This is a genomic window from Absicoccus intestinalis, assembly GCF_033971885.1.
Lineage (GTDB): Bacteria > Bacillota_I > Bacilli_A > Erysipelotrichales > Erysipelotrichaceae > Absicoccus > Absicoccus intestinalis.
Genome location: NZ_JALBUS010000002.1, coordinates 26,344 through 48,252, shown reverse-complemented (window position 1 = coordinate 48,252; position 21,909 = coordinate 26,344). Strand labels below are relative to the sequence as shown.

General features: G+C 42.1%; 24 protein-coding genes. 20 read left to right on the top strand and 4 right to left on the bottom strand.

Features of this window, described 5'->3' with window-relative positions; translation table 11 throughout:
• Positions 1 to 26: 26 nt before the first annotated feature.
• The 3 genes from MOZ64_RS01375 to MOZ64_RS01365 all read left to right on the top strand — a co-directional run bounded on the left by MOZ64_RS01375 (position 27) and on the right by MOZ64_RS01365 (position 3,205).
• On the top strand, positions 27 to 314 hold the full coding sequence (locus MOZ64_RS01375; protein WP_320324834.1) for a hypothetical protein: 288 nt from the start codon (positions 27 to 29) through the stop codon (positions 312 to 314).
• 457 nt (positions 315 to 771) lie between these two features.
• Entirely contained in the window at positions 772 to 1,314 is a 543-nt protein-coding gene (locus MOZ64_RS01370; RefSeq protein ID WP_320324833.1) for a LemA family protein, read from the top strand.
• A complete protein-coding gene (locus MOZ64_RS01365) occupies positions 1,277 to 3,205 on the top strand; it encodes a DUF2207 domain-containing protein (protein ID WP_320324832.1) in 1,929 nt (642 codons plus the stop codon). Before MOZ64_RS01370 ends, MOZ64_RS01365 begins: the two co-directional genes overlap by 38 nt.
• 36 nt (positions 3,206 to 3,241) lie before the next feature.
• Here MOZ64_RS01365 and MOZ64_RS01360 read toward each other — a convergent pair whose 3' ends face one another.
• Together MOZ64_RS01360 and MOZ64_RS01355 are read right to left on the bottom strand one after the other, a co-directional pair.
• Positions 3,242 to 3,721, bottom strand: coding sequence for a phosphatase PAP2 family protein (locus tag MOZ64_RS01360; RefSeq protein ID WP_320324831.1), 480 nt, complete (start codon positions 3,719 to 3,721; stop codon positions 3,242 to 3,244).
• A gap of 12 nt (positions 3,722 to 3,733) precedes the next feature.
• On the bottom strand, positions 3,734 to 4,690 hold the full coding sequence (locus tag MOZ64_RS01355; protein ID WP_320324830.1) for a sugar-binding transcriptional regulator: 957 nt from the start codon (positions 4,688 to 4,690) through the stop codon (positions 3,734 to 3,736).
• A gap of 59 nt (positions 4,691 to 4,749) precedes the next feature.
• Here MOZ64_RS01355 and MOZ64_RS01350 point away from each other — a divergent pair, with 59 nt between their 5' ends.
• Positions 4,750 to 5,238 (top strand): GNAT family N-acetyltransferase, encoded by a 489-nt coding sequence (locus MOZ64_RS01350; RefSeq protein ID WP_320324829.1) that lies wholly within the window; start codon positions 4,750 to 4,752, stop codon positions 5,236 to 5,238.
• 41 nt (positions 5,239 to 5,279) lie between these two features.
• Here the strand turns inward: MOZ64_RS01350 and MOZ64_RS01345 are convergent, their stop codons facing one another.
• Both MOZ64_RS01345 and MOZ64_RS01340 read right to left on the bottom strand, forming a co-directional pair.
• Positions 5,280 to 6,152 carry a DegV family protein gene (locus MOZ64_RS01345; protein WP_320324828.1) on the bottom strand — a complete coding sequence of 291 codons (873 nt, stop codon included), beginning with the start codon at positions 6,150 to 6,152 and terminating at the stop codon, positions 5,280 to 5,282.
• A 66-nt stretch (positions 6,153 to 6,218) separates the two neighbouring features.
• A complete protein-coding gene (locus MOZ64_RS01340; RefSeq protein WP_320324827.1) occupies positions 6,219 to 9,653 on the bottom strand; it encodes a pyruvate carboxylase in 3,435 nt (1,144 codons plus the stop codon).
• Between the two features lie 80 nt (positions 9,654 to 9,733).
• Here MOZ64_RS01340 and MOZ64_RS11645 point away from each other — a divergent pair, with 80 nt between their 5' ends.
• The 16 genes from MOZ64_RS11645 (at position 9,734) to MOZ64_RS01265 (ending at position 21,848) form a co-directional block, all read left to right on the top strand.
• The gene (locus MOZ64_RS11645) at positions 9,734 to 10,270 is read left to right on the top strand and encodes an alkaline phosphatase family protein (protein WP_441293710.1); all 537 of its coding nucleotides are present in this window, start codon (positions 9,734 to 9,736) and stop codon (positions 10,268 to 10,270) included.
• A 123-nt stretch (positions 10,271 to 10,393) separates the two neighbouring features.
• Positions 10,394 to 10,885 carry an alkaline phosphatase family protein gene (locus MOZ64_RS11640; RefSeq protein ID WP_441293709.1) on the top strand — a complete coding sequence of 164 codons (492 nt, stop codon included), beginning with the start codon at positions 10,394 to 10,396 and terminating at the stop codon, positions 10,883 to 10,885.
• Positions 10,864 to 11,520: an HAD family hydrolase gene (locus MOZ64_RS01330; protein ID WP_320324826.1), complete on the top strand. Its 657-nt coding sequence runs from the start codon at positions 10,864 to 10,866 to the stop codon at positions 11,518 to 11,520. Before MOZ64_RS11640 ends, MOZ64_RS01330 begins: the two co-directional genes overlap by 22 nt.
• Positions 11,517 to 11,885, top strand: coding sequence for a PTS glucitol/sorbitol transporter subunit IIA (locus tag MOZ64_RS01325; RefSeq protein WP_320324825.1), 369 nt, complete (start codon positions 11,517 to 11,519; stop codon positions 11,883 to 11,885). Before MOZ64_RS01330 ends, MOZ64_RS01325 begins: the two co-directional genes overlap by 4 nt.
• Positions 11,882 to 13,078 (top strand): Sapep family Mn(2+)-dependent dipeptidase, encoded by a 1,197-nt coding sequence (locus MOZ64_RS01320; RefSeq protein WP_320324824.1) that lies wholly within the window; start codon positions 11,882 to 11,884, stop codon positions 13,076 to 13,078. The genes MOZ64_RS01325 and MOZ64_RS01320 overlap by 4 nt, the downstream gene beginning before the upstream one ends.
• A gap of 77 nt (positions 13,079 to 13,155) precedes the next feature.
• The gene (locus MOZ64_RS01315) at positions 13,156 to 14,775 is read left to right on the top strand and encodes a putative manganese-dependent inorganic diphosphatase (RefSeq protein WP_320324823.1); all 1,620 of its coding nucleotides are present in this window, start codon (positions 13,156 to 13,158) and stop codon (positions 14,773 to 14,775) included.
• 14 nt (positions 14,776 to 14,789) lie between these two features.
• Positions 14,790 to 16,112, top strand: a complete 1,323-nt coding sequence (locus tag MOZ64_RS01310) for a TrkH family potassium uptake protein (protein ID WP_320324822.1) — start codon at positions 14,790 to 14,792, stop codon at positions 16,110 to 16,112.
• A gap of 1 nt (position 16,113) precedes the next feature.
• Positions 16,114 to 16,764, top strand: coding sequence for a potassium channel family protein (locus MOZ64_RS01305; protein WP_320324821.1), 651 nt, complete (start codon positions 16,114 to 16,116; stop codon positions 16,762 to 16,764).
• 1 nt (position 16,765) lies between these two features.
• Positions 16,766 to 17,599: an NAD(+) diphosphatase gene (gene nudC, locus MOZ64_RS01300; protein ID WP_320324820.1), complete on the top strand. Its 834-nt coding sequence runs from the start codon at positions 16,766 to 16,768 to the stop codon at positions 17,597 to 17,599.
• 98 nt (positions 17,600 to 17,697) lie between these two features.
• Positions 17,698 to 18,516, top strand: coding sequence for a transketolase (locus MOZ64_RS01295; protein ID WP_320324819.1), 819 nt, complete (start codon positions 17,698 to 17,700; stop codon positions 18,514 to 18,516).
• Positions 18,516 to 19,442 carry a transketolase family protein gene (locus MOZ64_RS01290; protein ID WP_320324818.1) on the top strand — a complete coding sequence of 309 codons (927 nt, stop codon included), beginning with the start codon at positions 18,516 to 18,518 and terminating at the stop codon, positions 19,440 to 19,442. The genes MOZ64_RS01295 and MOZ64_RS01290 overlap by 1 nt, the downstream gene beginning before the upstream one ends.
• The gene (locus MOZ64_RS01285; protein WP_320324817.1) at positions 19,433 to 19,645 is read left to right on the top strand and encodes a type II toxin-antitoxin system Phd/YefM family antitoxin; all 213 of its coding nucleotides are present in this window, start codon (positions 19,433 to 19,435) and stop codon (positions 19,643 to 19,645) included. The genes MOZ64_RS01290 and MOZ64_RS01285 overlap by 10 nt, the downstream gene beginning before the upstream one ends.
• 88 nt (positions 19,646 to 19,733) lie before the next feature.
• Positions 19,734 to 20,105, top strand: a complete 372-nt coding sequence (locus MOZ64_RS01280; protein WP_320324816.1) for a hypothetical protein — start codon at positions 19,734 to 19,736, stop codon at positions 20,103 to 20,105.
• Between the two features lie 149 nt (positions 20,106 to 20,254).
• Positions 20,255 to 20,809, top strand: a complete 555-nt coding sequence (locus MOZ64_RS01275) for a histidine phosphatase family protein (protein WP_320324815.1) — start codon at positions 20,255 to 20,257, stop codon at positions 20,807 to 20,809.
• Positions 20,806 to 21,381, top strand: coding sequence for a histidine phosphatase family protein (locus tag MOZ64_RS01270; RefSeq protein ID WP_320324814.1), 576 nt, complete (start codon positions 20,806 to 20,808; stop codon positions 21,379 to 21,381). The genes MOZ64_RS01275 and MOZ64_RS01270 overlap by 4 nt, the downstream gene beginning before the upstream one ends.
• Positions 21,382 to 21,383: 2 nt before the next feature.
• Positions 21,384 to 21,848, top strand: coding sequence for a MarR family winged helix-turn-helix transcriptional regulator (locus tag MOZ64_RS01265; RefSeq protein WP_320324813.1), 465 nt, complete (start codon positions 21,384 to 21,386; stop codon positions 21,846 to 21,848).
• Positions 21,849 to 21,909 lie beyond the last annotated feature (61 nt).

Sequence of the window (21,909 nt, the reverse complement as noted above, 5' to 3'; positions counted from 1 at the left end):
TGAATTCCATATGATATAAGCAAATTATGAAAACGACAAAGTATACCGATGCGTATGCCACGATTGGAATTTGTTTAGGGGTTGCCTTTGGTTGTTGGATCGACCAATTGGCCATAGGCATTTGTATTGGCAATCAGAAAGATAAGAAGATCAATCATCAACTGGCATCGGATGGATGGGAAGTGATCGAAGTCAATGATCATATCATCATTCAAAATAAAGCGAAACAAACCAAGGAAGTCAATCGCACCCTTGATGTCAAAATTGGGGATATCGTCTATCTTCAAGATAATAATACGATTGAAAAAATATAAAAAAAGAAGGTTGTTGGCCTTCCATTTCGCATACGAGTCATTGGATGTTTAAGAGGGAGAGAAAAGGCAACTCGCATACCTGCTCAAGAACTTGCTTGAGTGGTCTTATCATAAAAAATGTACATTAAATGAAATTAAAAAACGAAAGATTAAGAGAAAGAAAAGGAAAGAGACAATTTGACATTTACCCCTAAATACAATTTAAAAAAGGAAGGAATCTTTTTCCTTCCTATCGTTTTATTTACTAGTTAAGCAATATGAATTTTTGTAGAGAGAGAAAGGGATTTTCCTAGTAAATAAAACCAACGCTTGACTATTACCTCCTTTGAATGACCTTATCATAATCAGGCTACCTTAACTTAACTTTAGAGTGGGGCAAAAATTCTAGTGTTTATACAAAATATATTAAGTTTTACTTTGATATGTTAAAATGGAAAAAAGAAAGGATTTATGTATTATGACATGGATTATTATTTTGATTATTGTTGTGCTGATCGTCTTGATTGCGATTTCTGCCTACAATAAATTGATTCGCATGCGCAATAAAGTGGATGAAAGCTATGCCACGATGGATGTGTATCTAAAAAAACGTTTTGATTTAATTCCTAATTTAGTAGCTACGGTGAAAGGATATGCCAAACATGAAGCCGACACGTTAGAAAAAGTCATTGCGCAACGTGGCAGTGCACATGGCACCCATGAAATTCTTGATAGTGAAAGAGCCATTGGCGGAGCTATCCGTAATTTATTTGCGGTAGCTGAGTCGTATCCAGATTTAAAAGCTAATCAAAACTTTATGGATCTACAAGGCCAATTGAAAAAAGTGGAAGAAGACATTGCCAATGCCCGTAAATACTACAATGCTGTTGTACGTGAATACAACGATGCAATCATGACCATACCGACAAATATCATTGCGAGCCTGTTCCATTTTGAAAAGCGCCAAATGTTTGAGGTCGATAATGAAAACGAACGCCAAAATGTTAAGGTCGAGTTTTAAATGGCTCTTTGCCCTGCTTCTTTGTCTGGGAGCTAGTTTTACACCTGCCAAAGCCAGCACGGCAGATTACTATATCGAAAATTTTAAGATCAATGCTACGTATCATAAAAACAACACCATTACGCAAACCGAAACGGTTCAAGTTAATTTTTTGGAACCCAAACATGGCATCTATCAATATATTCCGGAAAAATATTATGTAGGCTATAAAGATGACGAAGCCAAGACGGGACAAGTTGATACGTATGCCATACAGGTAAAGAACGTTTCGGTGTCTGGTGCTGCATATGAAACATCCAGTGAAGATGGAACCTATCAAATCAAAATTGGAGATGCCGATACGTATGTGAGTGGATCAAAGACCTATACGATCCAATACACACTGGTCCTGCCAAAGGATTATCGTCCGGATTATGATTTTATGTACTATTCACTGATTGGTCCCGATTGGGCTTGTGATATCAATCATGTCTCCTTTGATATCCAATTTGAAAAGCCATTGACCCAAAACGAAGTGAATGGATTCCATTTGTTTAGTGGCCCAAGCGGACAAACAAGCAATGCTGCCCAAGTGGACTACCAAGTGACGAAAAAGGGAATTACAGGTACAGTGGATCATTTATCTTCGGGATCCGCCATAACGATCCTGACTCGATTGCGCTCGAATTATTTTGTGGATGCGTATCAACGATCTACTTGGCTGTCTTGGCTATGTGCCATTGTAGCTGCCATTCTATTGATCTTGGTTTTGATCAAAGAACTCCAAGATCATGATGATCCGGTGACCCCTATCATTACCTTCGATCCACCCGATGATCTAGATCCATCGGCAGTTGGCTATATCGTGGATGGCCAGGCCGATGATGTGGATATGATGGCTTTGGTCCCTTATTGGGCAAAGAAAGGCTATGTAGAAATTGAAGACAAATCCACCGCCAAGAAAAAACCACACATCATTGTTCATGCCAAAGTGGATGCATTACCTCCATCTTCTGCGTCGTATCAAACGATGTTGTTTAAAGCGATGTTTAAGAAAAACAAGTCCTGTGATTTCACGCATATGAATAAGAAGTTTGGAGAAAAGTTTATTGCTGCCAAAGAAGCGCTGCATCAATCCTTCTTGGATGAGCGTAAACTCGAAGAAACCGATTCTTTTGAATATCTCAGTCTTGTTGGTTTGATCCTATTTGCGATCGCGCTTTTGACCTCTTCGTATATAGGTTATTTCTATCATTGGTACATGGCTGTATTCTTTGTGATCCTGTTTGTGATTTGTGCCATTTGTTTAAACAAAAATATCAAAGAATCGTTTGATAAACAGCATCATCGTCCATGGAAACTCTTATTGAGCTTGATTGCTTTGGGTGCATGGTTGTTCTTTTTGTATCAACAAGGAACAAAAACGGATCAGATCCTACCGGGATGGCTTTTGTATGGTTTATCAATATTGAGCTATCTAAGTCTTTTCTTTTCTTATCGAATGCAGAAGATGAGCACGTATTGGAAAGAAAAAGCCGGACCATTGATGGGATTAAAAGATTTTATCCAAAAAGCAGAAGTGGATCAATTGGAAAAGTTATCGGCAGAAAATCCGAATTATTTCTATGATGTGATTCCATATGCGATGGTTTTTGGTTTGGCGCAAACATGGGCTAAGAAATTTACGAGCATCGAGATTCCACAGCCAGACTGGTATGTAGGCAGTGATCCGACACTATGGAATACGATGTATTTCTATTCCATGATGGATCATGGTATTCAGACCCCAGTCAATGACTCGGTGAAAAGTTATAATGCCGCCCAAGCAGCTGCACAAGCTGGTTCGAGTTCGGGCAGTTTTGGTGGCTTTTCTGGTGGCGGTGCCGGTGGCGGTGGCGGCGGTGCCTGGTAAACAAAAAGCGATGCGTTGACATCGCTTTTCTTATCTCTAGAGAAGGAAAAAACCAATCCACCCACAAAGCCAACCCAATAATGCCCCAACGACGACATCTTTGATCCAATGCACACCAATACATACCCGACATATCATCAGCAACAAGGTAAAGAGCATAAACCATGCACCAAGCCAAATGTTGACAGAAGCCATGGCCATACTAATGATGGCCACACTGAAACAATGACGACTTGGAAAACTTTTGCCCTTGGTCGCTTTGGGTTGAAGGGTTGGAAAATCCATGATTTCATAGGGTCGGGGTTGATTCAAAGTAGCGCGAAGTCCAGTTTCCAAGCCAAAACCAATGGCAGGTACCCCTATGCATTTCCATAATTGATGGGTGCATGCATAGATGCATAAGAGGCCATAACTGACATACACCAAACGAGTGAGCCACGTAGACAAAAAAAGAATGCAGGAAGAAAGGGTTGGATGGTTTTTTAAATAGATATATTTTTTTTCATACCAAGACATATGTAAAGTGTATTATAAGTCCACCGAATTGAGAAGAGCTTTTGCGGTTTCTTGCGTGGTGATCAAACAATTGATGTATCGACCACGTAAAACACCACGAATGGCATCGACTTTTTCTAAAGATTCGGCAATGCCAATGCGATAAGGAATACGCGCCAGACCTTTCTTATCAATGCTGATCAAATGCGTATCCAATGTATCGGATAGATAGGTGCCATAGATATCAAAATAATGACCAGCAATATCTCCAGCCACTTTGCCATGTTCCACTTCTTTAAAGAAATCATTGCCATAGAAATACCGCCATTTATTCATGGTCACTTTGGGCGATCCAATGCCTAAGAAGGCAATATCTACTTTATGCCAATATTCGGTGATCGACTGCATAAAATCGCTATGCATAAACCGATCTTTTAGATCGGCAGACTCTACATAGGCGGGCGCATCGATCAAGATGGCACCACAATCCAGATTTCGACTGGCTTCATAAGCTACGGCATTGACATGATAATCACTGCGAATGCGACCGGAACTTCCACCCATTAAAGGCACACACATTAACGGTGTATGATGGGCTGGATTGGTCAAATGATTGGCTACTTCACGAAGGGTGGCTCCCCACGCAAATCCTAAGACCATATGATCATCTAAAATCGTTTGAAAAAAGGCATTGGCTTTATTCGCTAAAACAATGGATCTTTGATCACGAGTCAATCCTTCTGCACAAGTGACGACACCGACATATTTCAATTGGTATCGTTCTTTTAAACGCTTCTCTAAAGGAAAATTCTGATCATGGAGACCATGGATCGTGATATCCACAATCCCCTCTTGACGAGATAATTTGAGTAAACGAGAAATCGTACTTCGATGAATATGAAGTTCTTTTGCGATTTGGGATTGCGTTTTGTTTTCCATATAATACATTTGCGCAATTTGTATCAATTGTTGTTCTTCTTCTGGTTTCATACACTAATAAAATAACATAAAATGTGCAGTAAAAAAACGCTTTCAATGATACAATACATTTGAAAGAAGCAGTACCTATGGTTTTAGAATTAGGATATTGGCATCTAACAGATAGCCATATCATCACCAACATATTGGATCATGTCGATCATACTTATATGGGAGAGACCATCCCTTATCCGTACCCGGAAATCATTGCGCATTGGTGGTTGCAGTCGGTACAAAAAAAAGAAGGCGAAAATGGTATCTATCGTATCGTGATCGTTGATGGACAGCAGGTCGGTCATATTTGTGTCACCAAAAAGGAAGAGGATCCAACCATAGGTGAAATTCAATATTGCTTGATGGAAAACTTTCAAAATCATGGCATCATGACCAAGGCATGTAAACAAATCTGTAAGATTGCCTTTGAACAATTGGATATCACAAAAATTATGGGTCGAGTCTATCGGGCCAATGTCGCCAGTTGTCGGGTACTGGAAAAGAATCATTTTCAATGTTGTCAAGAAGCTTCCATTCGAATCTATATCAAACACAAAGATGGGTAAAAGATCCATCTTTTTTCTTTTCAAAAGAAAAAGCCGTATTTTCATACGACTCTTCGTGCACATCCAATCCCAAGACAACCAGGACCCGTATGACAAGAAATACTTAAAGACAAAGGATCTTTGGTAACATGAAATTGAGGGAATTCGGCTTTGACTTCCTCAAACCATTGTTTGACTTGTTCCGGCTGACCATGGGTATAAGAAATATAGACTTCTATTTCCTTTTTATCCACAAATGGTTTAAAACGTGTATCAAGATCGGAATGCAACGCATTAAACATGATTTTTTTGGCTGCTTTTAAGCTCCGGGCTTTTGCAAACGCATCCAATTTTTCGCCCTGTATTTGTAGGACCGGTCGAATGCGTAATAGACCACCCAATAAAGCCGCAGCCGAGGTGACACGGCCACCACGCTTTAGATAATCCAAACTACCAACCATGATATAGATGCTGGAATTAAATTTTTCCGCTTCTAAGATTTCTTTGATTTCTTTGGCTGATTTCCCTTGATCACGAAGGGTCATCGCATCATAAACCGATTGACGTTGCGTTAATGAAATTCTTTGGTTATTCACTACTTGTACTTTGCCATCGAATTGTTGTGCTAATAATGTAGCGGTCTCACACGAACTCGATAAACCACTCGACATGGGAATGTATACGACTTCATCATGCGTCTGTAACGCTTCTTTCCACATGGATAATACCTCACCGGCCGGTGGCATCGAGGTTGAAAATTCCATGTTGGGATCGTTTTCCATACGCTCGAAGAATTCCTGGGCGGTGATGGTTTCATTTTCGTAATATTGTTTTCCATCCAGGAAAAAAGGCATACGTAAAATGTATACACCCAGCTTCTTTCCTTCTTCAGGAAAAATACCGGATTCATTATCTGTCATGATTGCTACTGTCATAGTATCCATCCTTCTTCTGCTTTAACAATTAGCTATTCTAACACGGGGAATGGGAAAAGGAAACAGTCACTTCACGTCTAATGTAAACAATAATTGCCCTGCTTTGACAGTGTCTCCTTCTTTGGCCAAGATGTCTTTGACGGTACCATGCATCCGGGCTACCACGGCTGTTTCCATCTTCATGGCCTCAATGATACCTAAACTATCATTTTCTTGGACTTCATCTCCAACTTTCACATTGATCTTGGTGACAAGACCTGGAATGGAAGCACCAGCCTGTGATTTATCTTGAGGATCGACCATCTTGGTCTCTTTGCCTTCTACATGCACATGTGGATCGGGTACCGCAATGACACGGCGTTGACCGTTCAACTCAAAGATCACATTACGCGTTCCATCTTCTTCGTTGATATCACCCAATTCGATAAAACGAATGACCAAGGTCTTTCCTTCATCAATGGTGATCAAGTTGCGTTCTCCTTTGGCTAGACCATTAAAGAAGACATGGGATCCCATATGCATCAAATAACCATATTCCACTTCGTGTTTCCAATATTCTTTGACAACTTTTGGATACATGATATATGAAATAACTTGACGCATATTGAAAGGATGTGGACACAATACAGCCACTTCTTTTTTGGCTTTTTCAAAATCGGCTGGTGGCAATAACTTTCCAGGACGACAAGTAATAGGTTCTTGTCCTTTTAATACCACTTTTTGCAGATTCTTTGGGAAACCATGTGGCGGTTGTCCCATCAAGCCTTTGAAATAATCAATGACCGAATCCGGGAAATTCAAGTGTTCTCCCTTTTCTAAAATGTTTTCCGGTGTCAAATCGTTTTGGACCATGAAAATAGCCATATCTCCAACCATCTTGCTGGAAGGAGTGACCTTGGTGATACCACCTAACATCGTATCGACCACTTTATACATTTTTTTGACATCTTCAAAACGAGAGCTCAAGCCCAAGGAATTGACTTGTGGTCGTAAATTGGTATATTGACCACCAGGAATTTCATATTTATAAATATCCGTATCCGTTGTCTTAAGGCCATGATCAAATTTTTCATAGCGCAAACGCACATCGGCATAGTAATTGGATAATTCTTCAATCCGATCCAAATCAAATTCGGTATCTCGATCTTGGCCATGCAAAGCGGCAACGATCGCATTCATGGATGGTTGTGAAGTCATGCCTGCCATCGAAGCAACGGCAGTATCCACGATATCCACACCAGCTTCGGCCGCCATCAAATAGGTAGCCACTTGGTTGCCCGATGTATCATGGGTATGCAGATGGATCGGTAAGGATACTTCATTTCGCAAAGCATGTACCAATTCTTTGGCGGCATAAGGCTTCAATAAACCAGCCATATCCTTGATGCCAATCGAATGCACACCACGTTTTTCTAATTCTTTCGCTAATTTGATGTAGTAATCCAACGTAAAGGTATCGTTGCTTGGATCTAAGATATCCCCCGTATAACAAATTGTACCTTCACAGAATTTGCCTTGTTTCAATACTTCATCGATCGCAATTTCCATACCCGGCAGATAGTTCAAGGAATCAAAGATACGGAAGATATCAATCCCATTGATGGCACATTGATGTACAAATTCACGCACGACATTGTCTGGATAATTGGCATAACCCACACAAGAACTACCACGCAACAACATTTGGAAAGGAATATTAGGAATGACCGATCGCAACAAGGTCAAACGTTCCCATGGATTTTCATGTAAGAAACGGAAGGCCACATCAAAAGTGGCACCACCCCACATTTCCAAGGAGAAACAATCTTTTAAAATTTCAGCTGTACCTGGGGCTGCCAAGATCATATCGCGCGTACGCATGCGCGTCGACAACAAGCTTTGATGAGCATCCCGCATGGTCGTATCGGTGATCAATAATTTCTTTTGATTACGTACCCACTTGGAAAAATCCGTTGGTCCAAGTTGATCCAATTTTTGTTTCAAACCTGGTTCTGGATCGCCCGTATGTTTGGGAAAACGCGGTTTATCGTATTGTTTTCGTTCGGCATTGGGAGCACTGACTTGGATATTGGCAATATAACGCAAAATACGCGTAGCCCGGTCTTTGGAACCAACCACATCAAATAATTCGGGTGTATTGTCAATGAACTTGGTTGAACATTGGCCCGCCATAAAAGTTGGATGCGTCAAAATATTTGAAATAAAAGGAATATTGGTCTTGACACCACGAACATGCACTTCACTAATGGCACGTAAAGCCCGATGACAAGCCCCCTCAAACGTGTTATCAAAAGCCGTGACTTTGACTAATAAGGAATCATAATAAGGGGAGATCACGGTACCGGTCGTGGCATTTCCACCATCCAGACGCACCCCAAAACCACCACCTGTACGATAGGCAATGATCTTGCCATGATCTGGGGCAAAGTTGTTTTGTGGATCTTCCGTCGTTACCCGACATTGGATCGCATAATTTCGCGCTTTGACATCGGATTGTTTGGAAATTCCGATTTCAGGAATATTTAAGGAACGACCTTCCGCAATCAAGATCTGGGCCCGCACTAAATCAATACCAGTCACACATTCGGTAACCGTATGTTCTACCTGGATACGGGGATTCATTTCGATAAAGTAGTAATTGCCTTGGGCATCGACCAAGAATTCTTCGGTTCCGGCATTCACATAGCCAACCGTTTTCGCAATACGTACGGCATCGGCGCGAATCTTGTTTAAGACGGTCTCATCCACCGACCAGGCCGGTGCAAATTCAATGACTTTTTGGTAACGACGCTGCAACGAACAATCCCGTTCTAAGATATGATAGGTATGACCATTTTGGTCGGCAAGGATCTGGACCTCAATATGTTTGGGATTGACCAAGAATTTTTCAATAAAAATATCATCGTTCCCAAACGCTTTTTGTGCTTCCGCCTTCACCAATTCAAACGCTGGCTTAACTTCTTCTGGTTTGTCACATCGACGCATACCACGGCCACCACCACCGGCAGCCGCTTTTAAGATGATTGGAAAACCAAAGGATTTGGCCATAGATAAGGCTTCATCCGCATCTTTTAGTGGCTTGGTCGAACCCGGAATGATGGGTACGCCCGCTTGGATAGCGATTTCTTTGGCATTTAATTTATCGCCCATCTTCGCTAAGATATCACTGGGTGGACCAATAAATACTATGCCCGCATCTTCACAGGCTTTCGCAAATTCCGCATTTTCACTTAAAAAACCATAACCAGGATGGATGGCATCGACCCCACGGCGTTTCGCTAAACGAATGATGGCAGGAATGTCGAGATAGGCACCAACCGGACTATCATTTTCACCAATGAGATACGCTTCATCCGCACGAATACGGAATTGTGAGTTGATGTCTTCTTTGGAGTACATGGCTACGGTATGGATGCCAAGATCGTAACATGCACGAAAGATACGAATGGCAATTTCTCCACGATTGGCAACCAAGACCTTGTTAAAATTATGGATACTCATATATGTCCTCTTTCTAATGATATAAATATTATAGGACAGTTTATATCTAATGCCAAAATAAAGTGTGTTAAACTAGTGATATGCGATATCAGCGAATATTTACCATCGTTTTGGATTCTTTTGGCGTCGGTCAAGCCCAAGATGCAAAGGCATTTGGTGATCAAGGGGCAGACACGTATGGACACATTCAAGCCCATATGTCTCTACACCTTCCTCATTTGCGAAAATTAGGTTTGGATGCCTTATATACACCCCAAGCCCATCAAGGCATTGCACTTCGATTGGCCGAACAAGGCCCCAGTAAAGATACCTTATCGGGACATTGGGAATTGATGGGGGTACCTGTCGATGTCCCTTTTCAAGTGTTTTCATCGTTTCCCCAAGATTTGATCCAGGAACTGGAAGGGGAAACGCAACATACTTTTATTGGCAACAAAGCCGCTTCAGGTACGCAGATCTTATCCGAATTAGGGCATGTGGAAACACAGACCCAAGGAAAAACATTAATCCTCTATACTTCGGCGGATTCGGTCCTCCAAATTTGTGGCAATGAAGAAATCCTTGGCTTAGAGGAATTGTATCGTGTATGTACGATTGCTCGAAAACTGACGATGTAGCCTCCATGGAAAGTAGGCCGCGTCATTGCTCGACCATATATTATTCGGCAGGGACAATATATACGTACGGATCATCGAAAAGATCTGGCCCTGGCCCCGATTCGTCCGACCGTTTTAGACTTTTTGCCTTATACGATTGGCATTGGTAAGATCAGCGACATTTTTTCGGGACACGGGATTTCGGAAAGCTATCATTCGACCAGTTCCGTTCATGGGATGAAACAAACCATAGCTATGCAAGAAAAAGATTTTCAGGGACTGTGCTTTACGAATCTGGTGGATTTTGATGCCAAATGGGGACATCGCCGCAATGTAGCAGGCTATGGCCATGAATTGGAACGTTTTGATGTTCTACTTGGCGCATTTCTTAAACGGATGCGAACGGATGACTTATTGATCCTTACGGCCGATCATGGTAATGATCCTACTTGGCAAGGAACCGATCATACCCGAGAGAATGTACCTTGTTTGTGTTATTCTTTACAGCTTCATCGACATGAAACCTTGCCAACGGGATCGTTTGGTGATGTGGGAGCAACCATTTTGCATAATTTTAATATTGTTCAACCAGAATATATGATAGGAGAACCAATATGGGACATTTTCAAGCAGTGATCTTTGATAAAGATGGCACCTTATTAGATACCGAAAAATATTATCGACAAGGATGGCAAGTAGCTGCTCATCATTTGGGCATACCATTGACCGAACAAATGAAACGAGCCATCTATGGTCGTTCTGGTCATGATCAAGTGGCCAGTCTTCATCGGGTTTGTCCTCATATCGATGCCGCTTTGTTTATGGATATTGTCATGAAATATGCCGAAGACCAAATGGAAAGCCGAATGGATCAGAAACCTGGGGTGCAAGCTTTGTTGCAGATGCTACAAGACCAAGGCATTCCTTGTGCCTGCGCCAGTGGTGGCCCTTTATCGTTGATCCAAAAGAATTTAAAAGCTGTAGGGCTGGATCCTTATTTTTCTGTCTTGGTTTCGGGCATGGATGTGCCAAGAGGCAAGCCGTATCCCGATGTGTTTGTAGAGGCAGTACGACAATTGCATGTGGCGGCTAATCAGTGTATCGTAGTGGAAGATAGTCCCAATGGCGTCTTTGCCGCCAAAGCAGCTGGTTGTTTTACGATCATGGTGCCGGAAAACAATTGGAGCAAAGAAATGGCCAAGGAAAAATATGATTTGTGTGTAAATAATATGTATAATGTACAAGACTATATCAAGGAGGTATGGAAATGAAGACCTGCTTTAGTACGCATGTAATGGCAGTAGGGCCACAAGTATCTTCCTTTCAAAAGGGGGATTTTATCATTTTGTTTGGGACGGATGTGCCCGATGAATTAAAAGCATATAGTTATATCATTGAAAAACAAAAAGTGGATGCGATCCAACCTGGACAAATCTTACGGATGGATGGCATTGCTTATCCAATTACGGCGGTTGGTTCGGAAGTGATGGATACGTTACAAACGATGGGCCATTGTACGATTCGTTTCAATGGTGCCAAAGAGCCACAAATGCCAGGAACCATTTATGTGGAAAAAAAGGATGTACCGACATTACATGTGGGATCATCCATTGAAATTGTGGAGGTAGATGCATGATCGATACGTTAAAACAACTCATTGCGATTCCAAGTGTTTCGCAAACCAAATATACCAAGGATGCTTTGCGTTATGTATTGGCTTTGTGTGAAAGTTTTGGTTTCTCTGTGCATGATGGGGGATCGTATGGCTATGCCCAAATCGGCCAGGGCGAAGAAATGATGGGAATCATTGGTCATTTGGATGTTGTGCCAGCTGGTCAGGACTGGGATAGTGATCCATTTACGGCAACGATCAAAGAGGGTCAGATCATTGGTCGTGGTGTCATGGATGATAAAGGCCCGATGATGGCAGCTATCTATGCTATGAAAGATGTCTATGAAAGTGATAAGCATTTGAATAAGCGCGTTCGTATCATTTTTGGTACGTGTGAAGAAGTCGGTGAATGGGAAGATATCGAAGCGTATAAAGCCAACGAGGAACTGCCTACGTTTGGGTTTACACCGGATGCAGACTTTCCTGCCATCTATGGCGAAAAAGGATTGTTGCAGACTGAATGGCATATGCCTTTGAAACATTCGGGGTTTCAATCCATCGAAGGTGGTGAAGCAATCAATATGGTGCCGGCTTGGGCCAAAGGACAATTGGACGATGGGACCTGGCTCGAAGCCAAGGGAAAAAGTGCGCATGGATCGATGCCAGAAGAGGGTATCAATGCCATCTCAAAATTGATGGAACAAGCCCATGGACCTTTAGCGGCTTTTTATCGTGACAAGATCGATATGCAAGGAGCTAAGCTGCATTTGGATCTTGCGGATGAACAAAGTGGATCATTGACACTGAATGTTGGCAAGGTCGAAGTGCGAGGAAAAGATGTGGTTTTATCGGTGGATATTCGCTATCCGGTTTCTTATACGGAAGCCGATGTCCTAACCCTCTTAAAACAAGAAGTAGAACCGGACATGCATATCGTTCGTATCAGTGGAAAAGCACCCATCTATATGGATAAGAATGGCCCCATCATCACCAAGATGTTAGAGGCCTATCGAACGGTTACCCATGATGATTCCGACCCTTTGGTCATTGGTGGAGGCACCTATGCGCGAGCGATGGATCATATCATTGCGTTTGGACCGGTCTTTCCAGGGGTGGAATTGACCGAGCATCAAGCCAATGAACGAATCGATATCGCCGACCTAGAAAAAGCGCGAGAAATATATCGCTTGGCGATTGAAAAATTAGCGACGGATTAGATATCCGTCTTTTTGTATGGGTTGAAAAAGTGCTTAAAATAGCGTAAAACGATACTGTAGATAGTAAAGGGGTAAATATGAGTCAAACCATTTATGTGACAGGACATAAACATCCAGATACGGATTCGGTGGCTTCGGCAATTGCGTATGCCTACTTGAAAAATCAACAAGGTGTGGATTGTGTGGCTTGTCGTTTAGGCGAATTAAATGATGAAACCAAATATTTATTGGATCGATTTGGTTTTGTGGCGCCTTTTTATTTAAAAGATGCGCGCATTTCACTATCGGAAATTGCGCTGGATGATCCGCTTTGTGTACATCCGGATACGACCATCTATGAAACGTTGCAACTGATGGAAAAAGAAAATAAGCCATCGATTGCGGTAACCGATGAAACGGGCAAAGTACTTGGTATCATTGCCAATCAGGATATTTCCAAAATTGGGATGGGCGATACGTCGTTGGGAATCGATTTATTAAAAGTGACCAGTGTGGAAAATATTGCCAAGACCTTGGATGGTACGATCGTTTATAATGATGCCCAATTTCATTTGAATGGGAAAGTCAGTATCATTGCCTTGGCGAAACAAGGATTGACCAATTACGATGTAAAGTCGCGTATCGTGATGCTGGGGGATGATAAGGATGCCCAGATGCAAGCAATTCAAAAAGGTGCGGGCATATTGATCGTGGTATGGGCCAAGACGATCGATCCAGAAGTGATCGAAGTGGCAAAAGAACATCATTGTCCGATCATCTTATCGGGACATGGAGCGATGAATACATCGCGTTATCTTTATTTTTCACCCGTCACTGCGTTGTTGATGCATTCGGATCCTGTGAGTTTTCATTATTGGGAATTGGCGGAAGATGCATCCAAGAAGATGGCCAAGAGTCGATTCCGTTCGTATCCGGTCTTGGATGAAAAGGATGGATTGGTTGGCTATGTATCGCGATATCATATCTTGAATTCCCAAAATAAATCCATCGTCATGGTGGATCATAATGAGTTTTCTCAATCGGTTCGTGCCATTGAAAAAGCGGATTTGATCGAGGTTATCGATCATCATCGCATCAGTGATTTTTCAACGCGAATGCCTGTGGCCTTTCGCAACGAGATCGTGGGTTCGACCGCAACCATTCTAACAGGCATGTTCCAGGAAAGACAGGTAGCGATACCGAAAAATTTGGCGGGATTATTGTTGGGGGCCATCTTAAGCGATACCTTAAAGTTTCGTTCGCCGACCACAACGCAAAAAGATATTTTTATGGCCAATGTTTTGGCCCAAATTGCCCAGGTGAATATTGATGATCTGGCCAAAGATATGTTTAGTGTGTCGACCAACATTGCCGACAAATCCATGATCGATATCATGCATATGGATTTGAAGACCTTTGATTTTGAGGATCAGAAAGTCGCAATCAGTCAGGTGATCATCTATAATTTTGAAGCCCTGACAGGAAGAGAAGCCGAAATCAAAGAAGCTTTAACGGAATTGTTGGTGCATTTGGAAGCCAAGACGTATTGTGTGGCTTTTACCAGCATTGCCGATGGTGGATCGATCATTTATGCACAAGGAGAATGTAAAGAATGGATCGAAGAAGCCTTTCCCCAAGAAGGTCAGATCCAAGCGGGCATCTTATCAAGAAAAAATCAGATCGTTCCAATCTTGATGGATGTCTTTAGTCATCATTAGATTCGAGGGATTTTATGATTTTTAAGAAACGATTTACATCGGCTCGCATCATCATCCTTGGCTTTGCGGGTGTGATCTTGCTGGGGGCCTTGTTGTTGATGTTGCCGATTTCTTCACAGAAACATGTAGTGACACCGTTTTTGGATTGTCTGTTTACATCCACTTCTGCCGTTTGTGTGACAGGGTTGATCGTTCATGATACCGCAACCTATTGGACCAGCTTTGGTCAGTTGATCATTTTGTTGCTGATCCAAATTGGTGGTATGGGCGTTGTGACCATTGCGTGTGCCTTGGCCATTCTTTCGGGACGAAAGATTGGTCTTCTTCAACGCGCAACGATGCAAGATTCTATCGGTGCCTTTCAAATGGGTGGGATCATGCGCATGGTGAAGTTTATCATCAAAGGCGTGGTCTTGTTGGAAGGCTTAGGTGCGATATCGATGGCTTTTGTGTTTGTGCCCAAGTTTGGTTGGGGCCAAGGCATTTGGTATGCGATCTTTCATTCCATCTCGGCCTTTTGTAATGCGGGATTTGACCTTATGGGTGTGATCAAACCGTATTCTTCCATCACTACGATGCGTTCCAATCCCATCATCAACTGGACCATCATGTTGTTGATCATCATTGGTGGATTGGGTTTCTTTGTATGGAATGATATCTTAGTGAATAAATGGCATTTTCGCAAATATAATTTGCATGCCAAAGTGGTCGTATTGACAACGCTTCTTTTATTGGTGTTGCCAACAGTCTATTTTTTCTTTGGTGAATTTCAAAATGTCCATGATCTGCAAACGCGTTTCTTTTTGTCGGCTTTTCAATCGGTCACAGCACGGACGGCTGGCTTTAATTCGGTCGATTTTACGACCATGACCCAGACCGGAGCCATGGTCATGACCCTTTTGATGTTGATTGGTGGTTCACCCGGATCAACGGCCGGTGGTATGAAAACGACGACCTTTGCGGTGATGTTGGCCAATGTAACGGCGGTCTTCCATCGCGATAATGTACATATGTTCCATCGTCGGATCGATAATGATACAGTACGAAGTGCTGGTACCATCTTTACGATGTATATTACGTTATGTTTAGCCGTAGCCATGATCATATCGAGGATCGAAGGCATTCCGATGATGGCTTGTCTTTTTGAAGCGGCCTCTGCCATTGGTACGGTGGGTTGTACGATGGGGATCACCCCATATTTAGGCGCAATCAGTCACATCTTATTGATTGTATTGATGTATTTTGGTCGTGTGGGCGGTTTGACTTTAGCGTATGCGGTAGCTTCGAAGAGCCGATTTGTGAATAGTATGCCAGAAGAAAGGATTTCGGTAGGATAATATGAAAAATGTTTTATTGATTGGTTTGGGTCGTTTTGGCACAAATCTTGTTCATAAATTGAATGAATTGGGTCATGAAGTCATGGCAGTGGATATCAATGAAGAACGTGTCAATGATGCCTTGCCCTTTGTGACCAATGCCCAAATTGGGGATACGACCGATCGTGAATTTTTAGCATCCTTGGGTGTTCGTAATTTTGATATCGTGATCGTAGCGATCGCGCATGATTTTGAAAGTGCCATGATCACGACCAATATGGTTAAAGAAATGGGTGCGCCCAAAGTGATTTCGCGAGCTTGTAGTGATATCCAGGAAAAATTGTTGAAGAAGATTGGAGCGGATATTGTCGTATATCCAGAAAAACAAGTGGCTCATTGGACGGCGCTTCGCTATACGTTGGATACGGTTTTTGATTATTTTGAATTGAGTGATGGCTTTGCGATCTATGAAGTGCCAACACCCGATAGTTGGCAGAATAAGAGTATCTTAGAATTGAATATTCGTAAAAAATACCATTTGAATATTTTGGCCATCAAAGAAGCCGATGGCCGATTGAATGTGATGGTGGGTTCGGAAACGAAATTTGTGAAAGGACAACGCTTGCTGGTATTGGGTAAGACCGAAAATATTCGTAAGTGTTTTAAGGTGTGATATGATCCAAGATATTCAACCCAGTCGATTTGATTTGAGTTATCTTCAGTTGGATCCCGCATATGAAGATACTGTCTTGGTCTTTGAGGGAAAAAAGCTTGCGGTAAAAGGATTGGATCCATTGCGGCTTCCTACGTATCGGGACATTCATGGCCCGGTCCAATATTTATTTTCCATTGATGAAACGCATTATTTTCTGGCCTTAGAAAAACAGGAGCAATTGTCGTATCAAGATATTCATCGATTGCGTCATCAACAACCAAAGAAAGAACAATTTGCGGCAGTCACGGCCTATCATTTGTATGTATGGTATGCCAAACATCGGTATTGTGGTGTATGTGGAAAGCCCATGGTTCCGGCTCATAGTGGAAGGGCGTTGCGTTGTCCTTCGTGTCACAATCGCATCTATCCAACCATTATGCCGGCAATCATTGTGGGCGTGATCCATAATGATTCCATTCTTGTGACGCGGTATGCCCATCGAACGTATAAAGGTCATGCTTTGATTGCGGGTTTTTGTGAAATTGGCGAGACCCCTGAAGATACCATTCGACGGGAAGTCATGGAAGAAGTGGGCTTACACGTTAAAAATATTCGTTACTATAAGTCGCAGCCTTGGGGATTCGATTTGAATTTGTTGCTCGGATTTTTCTGTGAATTGGATGGGAATCCAACCATTACGTTGGAACAAGAAGAATTAGCCAAAGCACGCTTTATTTCACAGGATGAATTGAATGATAAACCCGATGATCTCTCCCTGACCAATGATATGATGATGTTCTTTAAGGCCCATGGTGCCCATGTGTTGGATTGTTTAGATTCGAACTGTCATTGAACAATTGTATAAGTTTAGAAATATTGTTTATTTCATTTCAAAATGTTGTATACTTTTAATTGGCAAACGTACGAAAATTAAAGGAAAAGGAGACGCATATGCAAGTAGAAGAATTAAAAAAACATGCAAACAATGTTCGTAAGAATATCTTGACTGCTGTCTATTCGGGTCAGTCCGGACATCCGGGTGGATCTTTATCGGCAGCCGATATCTTGACGTATTTGTATTTTGAAGTCATGGACATCAATGAAGACAATGTGAAAGGCATCGATCGTGATCGTTTCGTATTGAGCAAGGGACACATCACACCGGCTTTGTACAGTGTCTTTGCGGAAAAAGGTTTCTTGAGCGAAGAAGATATCAAGACCTTCCGTAAATTTGGTTCCAAATTGCAGGGACATCCAAATATGAACTATATCGATGCCGTGGATATGTCAACGGGATCCTTGGGACAAGGTGTATCGACGGCGGTTGGTATGGCCATTGCCAATAAGCTGGACAACAATAAACATCGTATCTTCACTTTGTTAGGTGATGGTGAATGCCAGGAAGGTGAAGTATGGGAAGCTGCTATGGCAGCCAGCCATTATGGATTGGACAATATCACGTTCATGGTCGACTGCAACCATTTGCAGATCGATGGCAAAGTAGAAGATGTCATGAATGTCTATCCATTGGACAAGAAATTTGAAGCCTTTGGCTTTGAAGTGGTCAAAGCGTATGGTCATGATTTTGATGATATCAAGGCAGCGTTTGATTATGCCTTGAGCGTAAAGCGCAAACCAGCATGTATTTTGTGGAACACGACCAAAGGAAAAGGTGTCAGCTTCATGGAAGACCAGGCCGGATGGCATGGCAAGGCACCGAACAAGGAACAATATGAACAAGCAATGGCAGAATTGGAGGGCAATGAATAATGGCAAAACAGGCAACTCGAGCAGCCTATGGAGAGGCAATTGCAGAATTAGTGCAAAAAAATAAGAATGTTGTCGTATTGGATGCAGACTTAGCAGGCAGTACGAAATCCGGCGAAGCCAAGAAAGTGTGCCCAGAACGTCATTTTGATATGGGAATTGCCGAAGGCAATATGATGGCGGTCGCAGCCGGACTGGCAGCCAGCGGCAAGATCGCATATGCATCGACCTTTGCGGTATTCGCAACCGGAAGAGCCTATGATCAGGTGCGCAACAGTATCTGTTATCCAAACCTGAACGTCAAGATCTGTGCGACCCATGCCGGCATCACGGTTGGTGAAGATGGGGCATCCCATCAGGCATTGGAAGATATTGCTTTGATGCGTGCGATCCCGAATATGCATGTATTCCAGCCATGTGATGGACCGGAAGCCAAAGCCATCGTCAAGGCCGTAGCCGATATCGATGGACCATGTTATGTCCGTCTAGGAAGATTGGCGGTTGAATCGGTCAATGATCCAGAGACCTATACATATGAATATGGCAAAGGGGTCGTTATGCAAAAAGGCGAGAAGGTCGCTATCGTAGCCACCGGAATGATGGTACAGGAAGCTTTGGAAGCTGCGAAAGCATTGGATTTTGATCCAACGGTAGTCAATATCAATACGATCAAACCAATCGATGCGGATCTGATCAAAGAATTGGCCAAGACCCATGATGCGATCGTAACGGTCGAAGAGCACAATGTGATCGGCGGCTTAGGCGGAGCGGTAGCGGAAGTATTGGCCTCAGAAACCGATCGTTGTCCACAATATATGATGGGTGTACAGGATACGTTTGGACAAAGCGGTACCCCAGCTGAATTGTTGGATCATTATGGCTTGAATGCCAAACATATTGCTCAATTCGTCAAAGATTTATGCAAGTAGAGCTGAAAGAAGCACAAACCAATTTGGAATCTTTGATTCAAAGATCCCATCAAGAAGAGATCGAGATCACCAAAAATGGAAAGGTGATTGGTCGGTTGTGTCCGCCCAAGGTCAAATCGAGTGTAGCATCCATTCTATCGGGTGATGCTGAAGGCATGGATTGGTTAGCTTTAGCGGATCAAAATTTAGATGATTTTTTATAGGAAGCATGGTCAAACATGTTTCTTTTTTTATAAAGCTCCGATATACTAGAATTAGAAAGAAGCATCGATCCTAGGAAAGGAGAAATTCATGCAAAAAGAATATCGAAGTGTTGTCTTTGATTCAGACAATAAGCAATTTGAAATCAAAGATGGAACCGTTGGAAACTATCCTTTTGCGGATGTGAAGAAATGTTCGATATTAAATGAAGAGGCAAAATATCGAGGAAAGACGGCACCTTTCTTTCATCAGATTTTAGGTGGAACGGCATTCTTTACAATGATGGGAGAACCAAATTTCTATGTGGGTTTACGTATCATCACAAAATCGGATGAGACGTTAGCTATCTATGTATCTATAAAACCCGTCTACTTTAATACCGATGCCTATTTTGCGGATCGTACGGAAGCAGAAAAGATCCAAAAAGTCTTTCAAGCAATTATCAAAAAATATAATGAATGATCGATGCGGTTGAAAAAGAGCTTGTTTCATTGGGAAACAGGCTTTTTGTTTCTGTGGATTGTAAATAAAAGGTTGATAAAGTCAACTTTTTCAATGATACTAAAAACAACCAAAGTGGCATTCAATGATATACATGTTATAATGCAACTATGAAAACAATGTTCTATATTGTCCGACATGGACAGACGTTATTTAATGTCAAAGAGTTGATACAAGGATGGTCGGATTCGCCTTTGACCCCTTTGGGCGTACATCAAGCGCAATTGATGGCGGAAAAGATCAGTCCGATTGAATTTATTTTAGGGGTTTCCAGTACGAGTGAGCGAGCTAGAGATACGTTATTGACCATCACGCAAGAGCGTTTTCCCGTCCTTTTCTACAAAGATCTAAAAGAAATAAGTTTTGGTAGTTTAGAAGGGGGAGATCGTCGGCCTCTATTAGAAAGTCCACGACGGGATTATACTGCTTGGGGTGGCGAAAATTTTGATGAAGCGGGATTGCGTGTGGAACGCCGTTTGATCACTATTGCTAAACATGTAGGCAATCGAAATGTATTGGTGGTCAGTCATGGTACGGTCTTGCGGGAAGTGATCCATGATCTGGATCCAAACTATAACGATATCATGCCGAATTGTTCGATGATGAAAATTGCGTGTGAAGATGGACAGTTGTCCTTGGTCAGCTATCCGGAGGTTTTGATATGACAAGATTTTATGTCGTTCGTCATGGCAAGACGTTATTTAATAAGAAAGGCTTATATCAAGGGTGGTGTGATAGCCCCTTGCAGCCAGAAGGTATCCAACAAGCCAAGGAAATTGGTGCCAAGTTGATGGACAAGTCTTTTTCGTTGGCACTCTCGTCGACTTCTGAGCGCGCCATGGATACAATGCACTATATCATTGCCAATCGTCCAATTCCATACAAGTATGAAAAGGGCTTACGAGAAGTCTTTTTTGGTAAAAAAGAAGGTGATCCATTTGGCGTATCACGACCGGATCCGGAACAAGATTGGATTGGTTTTGCGTTTTGCGGAGGAGAAAATCGTGACGATGCAAGAGACCGATTCATGCATACATTGGAAAAATATGCGGATCAAGACAATGTATTGGTTGTGAGTCATGGGGCTGTCATTGCTCGTACGATCGAGTATTTACGACCGGATATTGCCAAGGCTCGTCCTCATATTTCTCAGTTGGTTCCCAATTGTTCATTAACGATCTTTGATTATCAAGATAACCAATGGCAATTGGTTCAATTACCACAAAAGGAGGTTTAAATATGCATAAAAAAGACATGGACACGTTGGATCTTTTCAATGAATTGATGTTTCAAAAATTTGCGGTAGATCGTACATCTTTGATTCATCGTATGATGGGACTATCGGTTCCGGCTTATGTGGCACTATTCTATATTGAAGAAGAAACGCGCCTAGACGATCAAGATAAGGTCTTTGTACGTGATTTATCCAATCATCTGACGATTTCGATGATGGAAACCGCAAAAATCGTGGATGAACTGCAAGAACAAGACTTAGTAGAACGGGCTTATAAAGGCGATGGGTCCGAAGGAACCTATGTGTATTTGACGGAACATGGAAAAGAGGCATGTGACAAACAACGAGCTGCAGTGGTTAAAAAATATAGACATGTCGTGGAACAGTTTGGTAAGGATCGCTTGGTTGAATTGTTACGAATGTTAGAAGATCTCGATAAGATCTTACATGCGGAAGAAGAGGATGAATGATCTTCTTCTTTTTTTGTGTTGACTTTTCTGTACGTTGTGTTATTGTATTAGTGTACTAAGT

What these genes read in the sequence shown, in the direction of transcription:
- MOZ64_RS01375 (WP_320324834.1), top strand. Translation starts at nt 27, where the DNA reads ATGAAAACGACAAAGTATACCGATGCGTATGCCACGATTGGAATTTGT.
- MOZ64_RS01370 (WP_320324833.1), top strand. Translation starts at nt 772, where the DNA reads ATGACATGGATTATTATTTTGATTATTGTTGTGCTGATCGTCTTGATT.
- MOZ64_RS01365 (WP_320324832.1), top strand. Translation starts at nt 1,277, where the DNA reads ATGAAAACGAACGCCAAAATGTTAAGGTCGAGTTTTAAATGGCTCTTT.
- MOZ64_RS01360 (WP_320324831.1), bottom strand. Translation starts at nt 3,721, where the DNA reads ATGTCTTGGTATGAAAAAAAATATATCTATTTAAAAAACCATCCAACC.
- MOZ64_RS01355 (WP_320324830.1), bottom strand. Translation starts at nt 4,690, where the DNA reads ATGAAACCAGAAGAAGAACAACAATTGATACAAATTGCGCAAATGTAT.
- MOZ64_RS01345 (WP_320324828.1), bottom strand. Translation starts at nt 6,152, where the DNA reads ATGACAGTAGCAATCATGACAGATAATGAATCCGGTATTTTTCCTGAA.
- MOZ64_RS01340 (WP_320324827.1), bottom strand. Translation starts at nt 9,653, where the DNA reads ATGAGTATCCATAATTTTAACAAGGTCTTGGTTGCCAATCGTGGAGAA.
- MOZ64_RS11645 (WP_441293710.1), top strand. Translation starts at nt 9,734, where the DNA reads ATGCGATATCAGCGAATATTTACCATCGTTTTGGATTCTTTTGGCGTC.
- MOZ64_RS01330 (WP_320324826.1), top strand. Translation starts at nt 10,864, where the DNA reads ATGGGACATTTTCAAGCAGTGATCTTTGATAAAGATGGCACCTTATTA.
- MOZ64_RS01325 (WP_320324825.1), top strand. Translation starts at nt 11,517, where the DNA reads ATGAAGACCTGCTTTAGTACGCATGTAATGGCAGTAGGGCCACAAGTA.
- MOZ64_RS01320 (WP_320324824.1), top strand. Translation starts at nt 11,882, where the DNA reads ATGATCGATACGTTAAAACAACTCATTGCGATTCCAAGTGTTTCGCAA.
- MOZ64_RS01315 (WP_320324823.1), top strand. Translation starts at nt 13,156, where the DNA reads ATGAGTCAAACCATTTATGTGACAGGACATAAACATCCAGATACGGAT.
- MOZ64_RS01310 (WP_320324822.1), top strand. Translation starts at nt 14,790, where the DNA reads ATGATTTTTAAGAAACGATTTACATCGGCTCGCATCATCATCCTTGGC.
- MOZ64_RS01305 (WP_320324821.1), top strand. Translation starts at nt 16,114, where the DNA reads ATGAAAAATGTTTTATTGATTGGTTTGGGTCGTTTTGGCACAAATCTT.
- nudC (WP_320324820.1), top strand. Translation starts at nt 16,766, where the DNA reads ATGATCCAAGATATTCAACCCAGTCGATTTGATTTGAGTTATCTTCAG.
- MOZ64_RS01295 (WP_320324819.1), top strand. Translation starts at nt 17,698, where the DNA reads ATGCAAGTAGAAGAATTAAAAAAACATGCAAACAATGTTCGTAAGAAT.
- MOZ64_RS01290 (WP_320324818.1), top strand. Translation starts at nt 18,516, where the DNA reads ATGGCAAAACAGGCAACTCGAGCAGCCTATGGAGAGGCAATTGCAGAA.
- MOZ64_RS01285 (WP_320324817.1), top strand. Translation starts at nt 19,433, where the DNA reads ATGCAAGTAGAGCTGAAAGAAGCACAAACCAATTTGGAATCTTTGATT.
- MOZ64_RS01280 (WP_320324816.1), top strand. Translation starts at nt 19,734, where the DNA reads ATGCAAAAAGAATATCGAAGTGTTGTCTTTGATTCAGACAATAAGCAA.
- MOZ64_RS01275 (WP_320324815.1), top strand. Translation starts at nt 20,255, where the DNA reads ATGAAAACAATGTTCTATATTGTCCGACATGGACAGACGTTATTTAAT.
- MOZ64_RS01270 (WP_320324814.1), top strand. Translation starts at nt 20,806, where the DNA reads ATGACAAGATTTTATGTCGTTCGTCATGGCAAGACGTTATTTAATAAG.
- MOZ64_RS01265 (WP_320324813.1), top strand. Translation starts at nt 21,384, where the DNA reads ATGCATAAAAAAGACATGGACACGTTGGATCTTTTCAATGAATTGATG.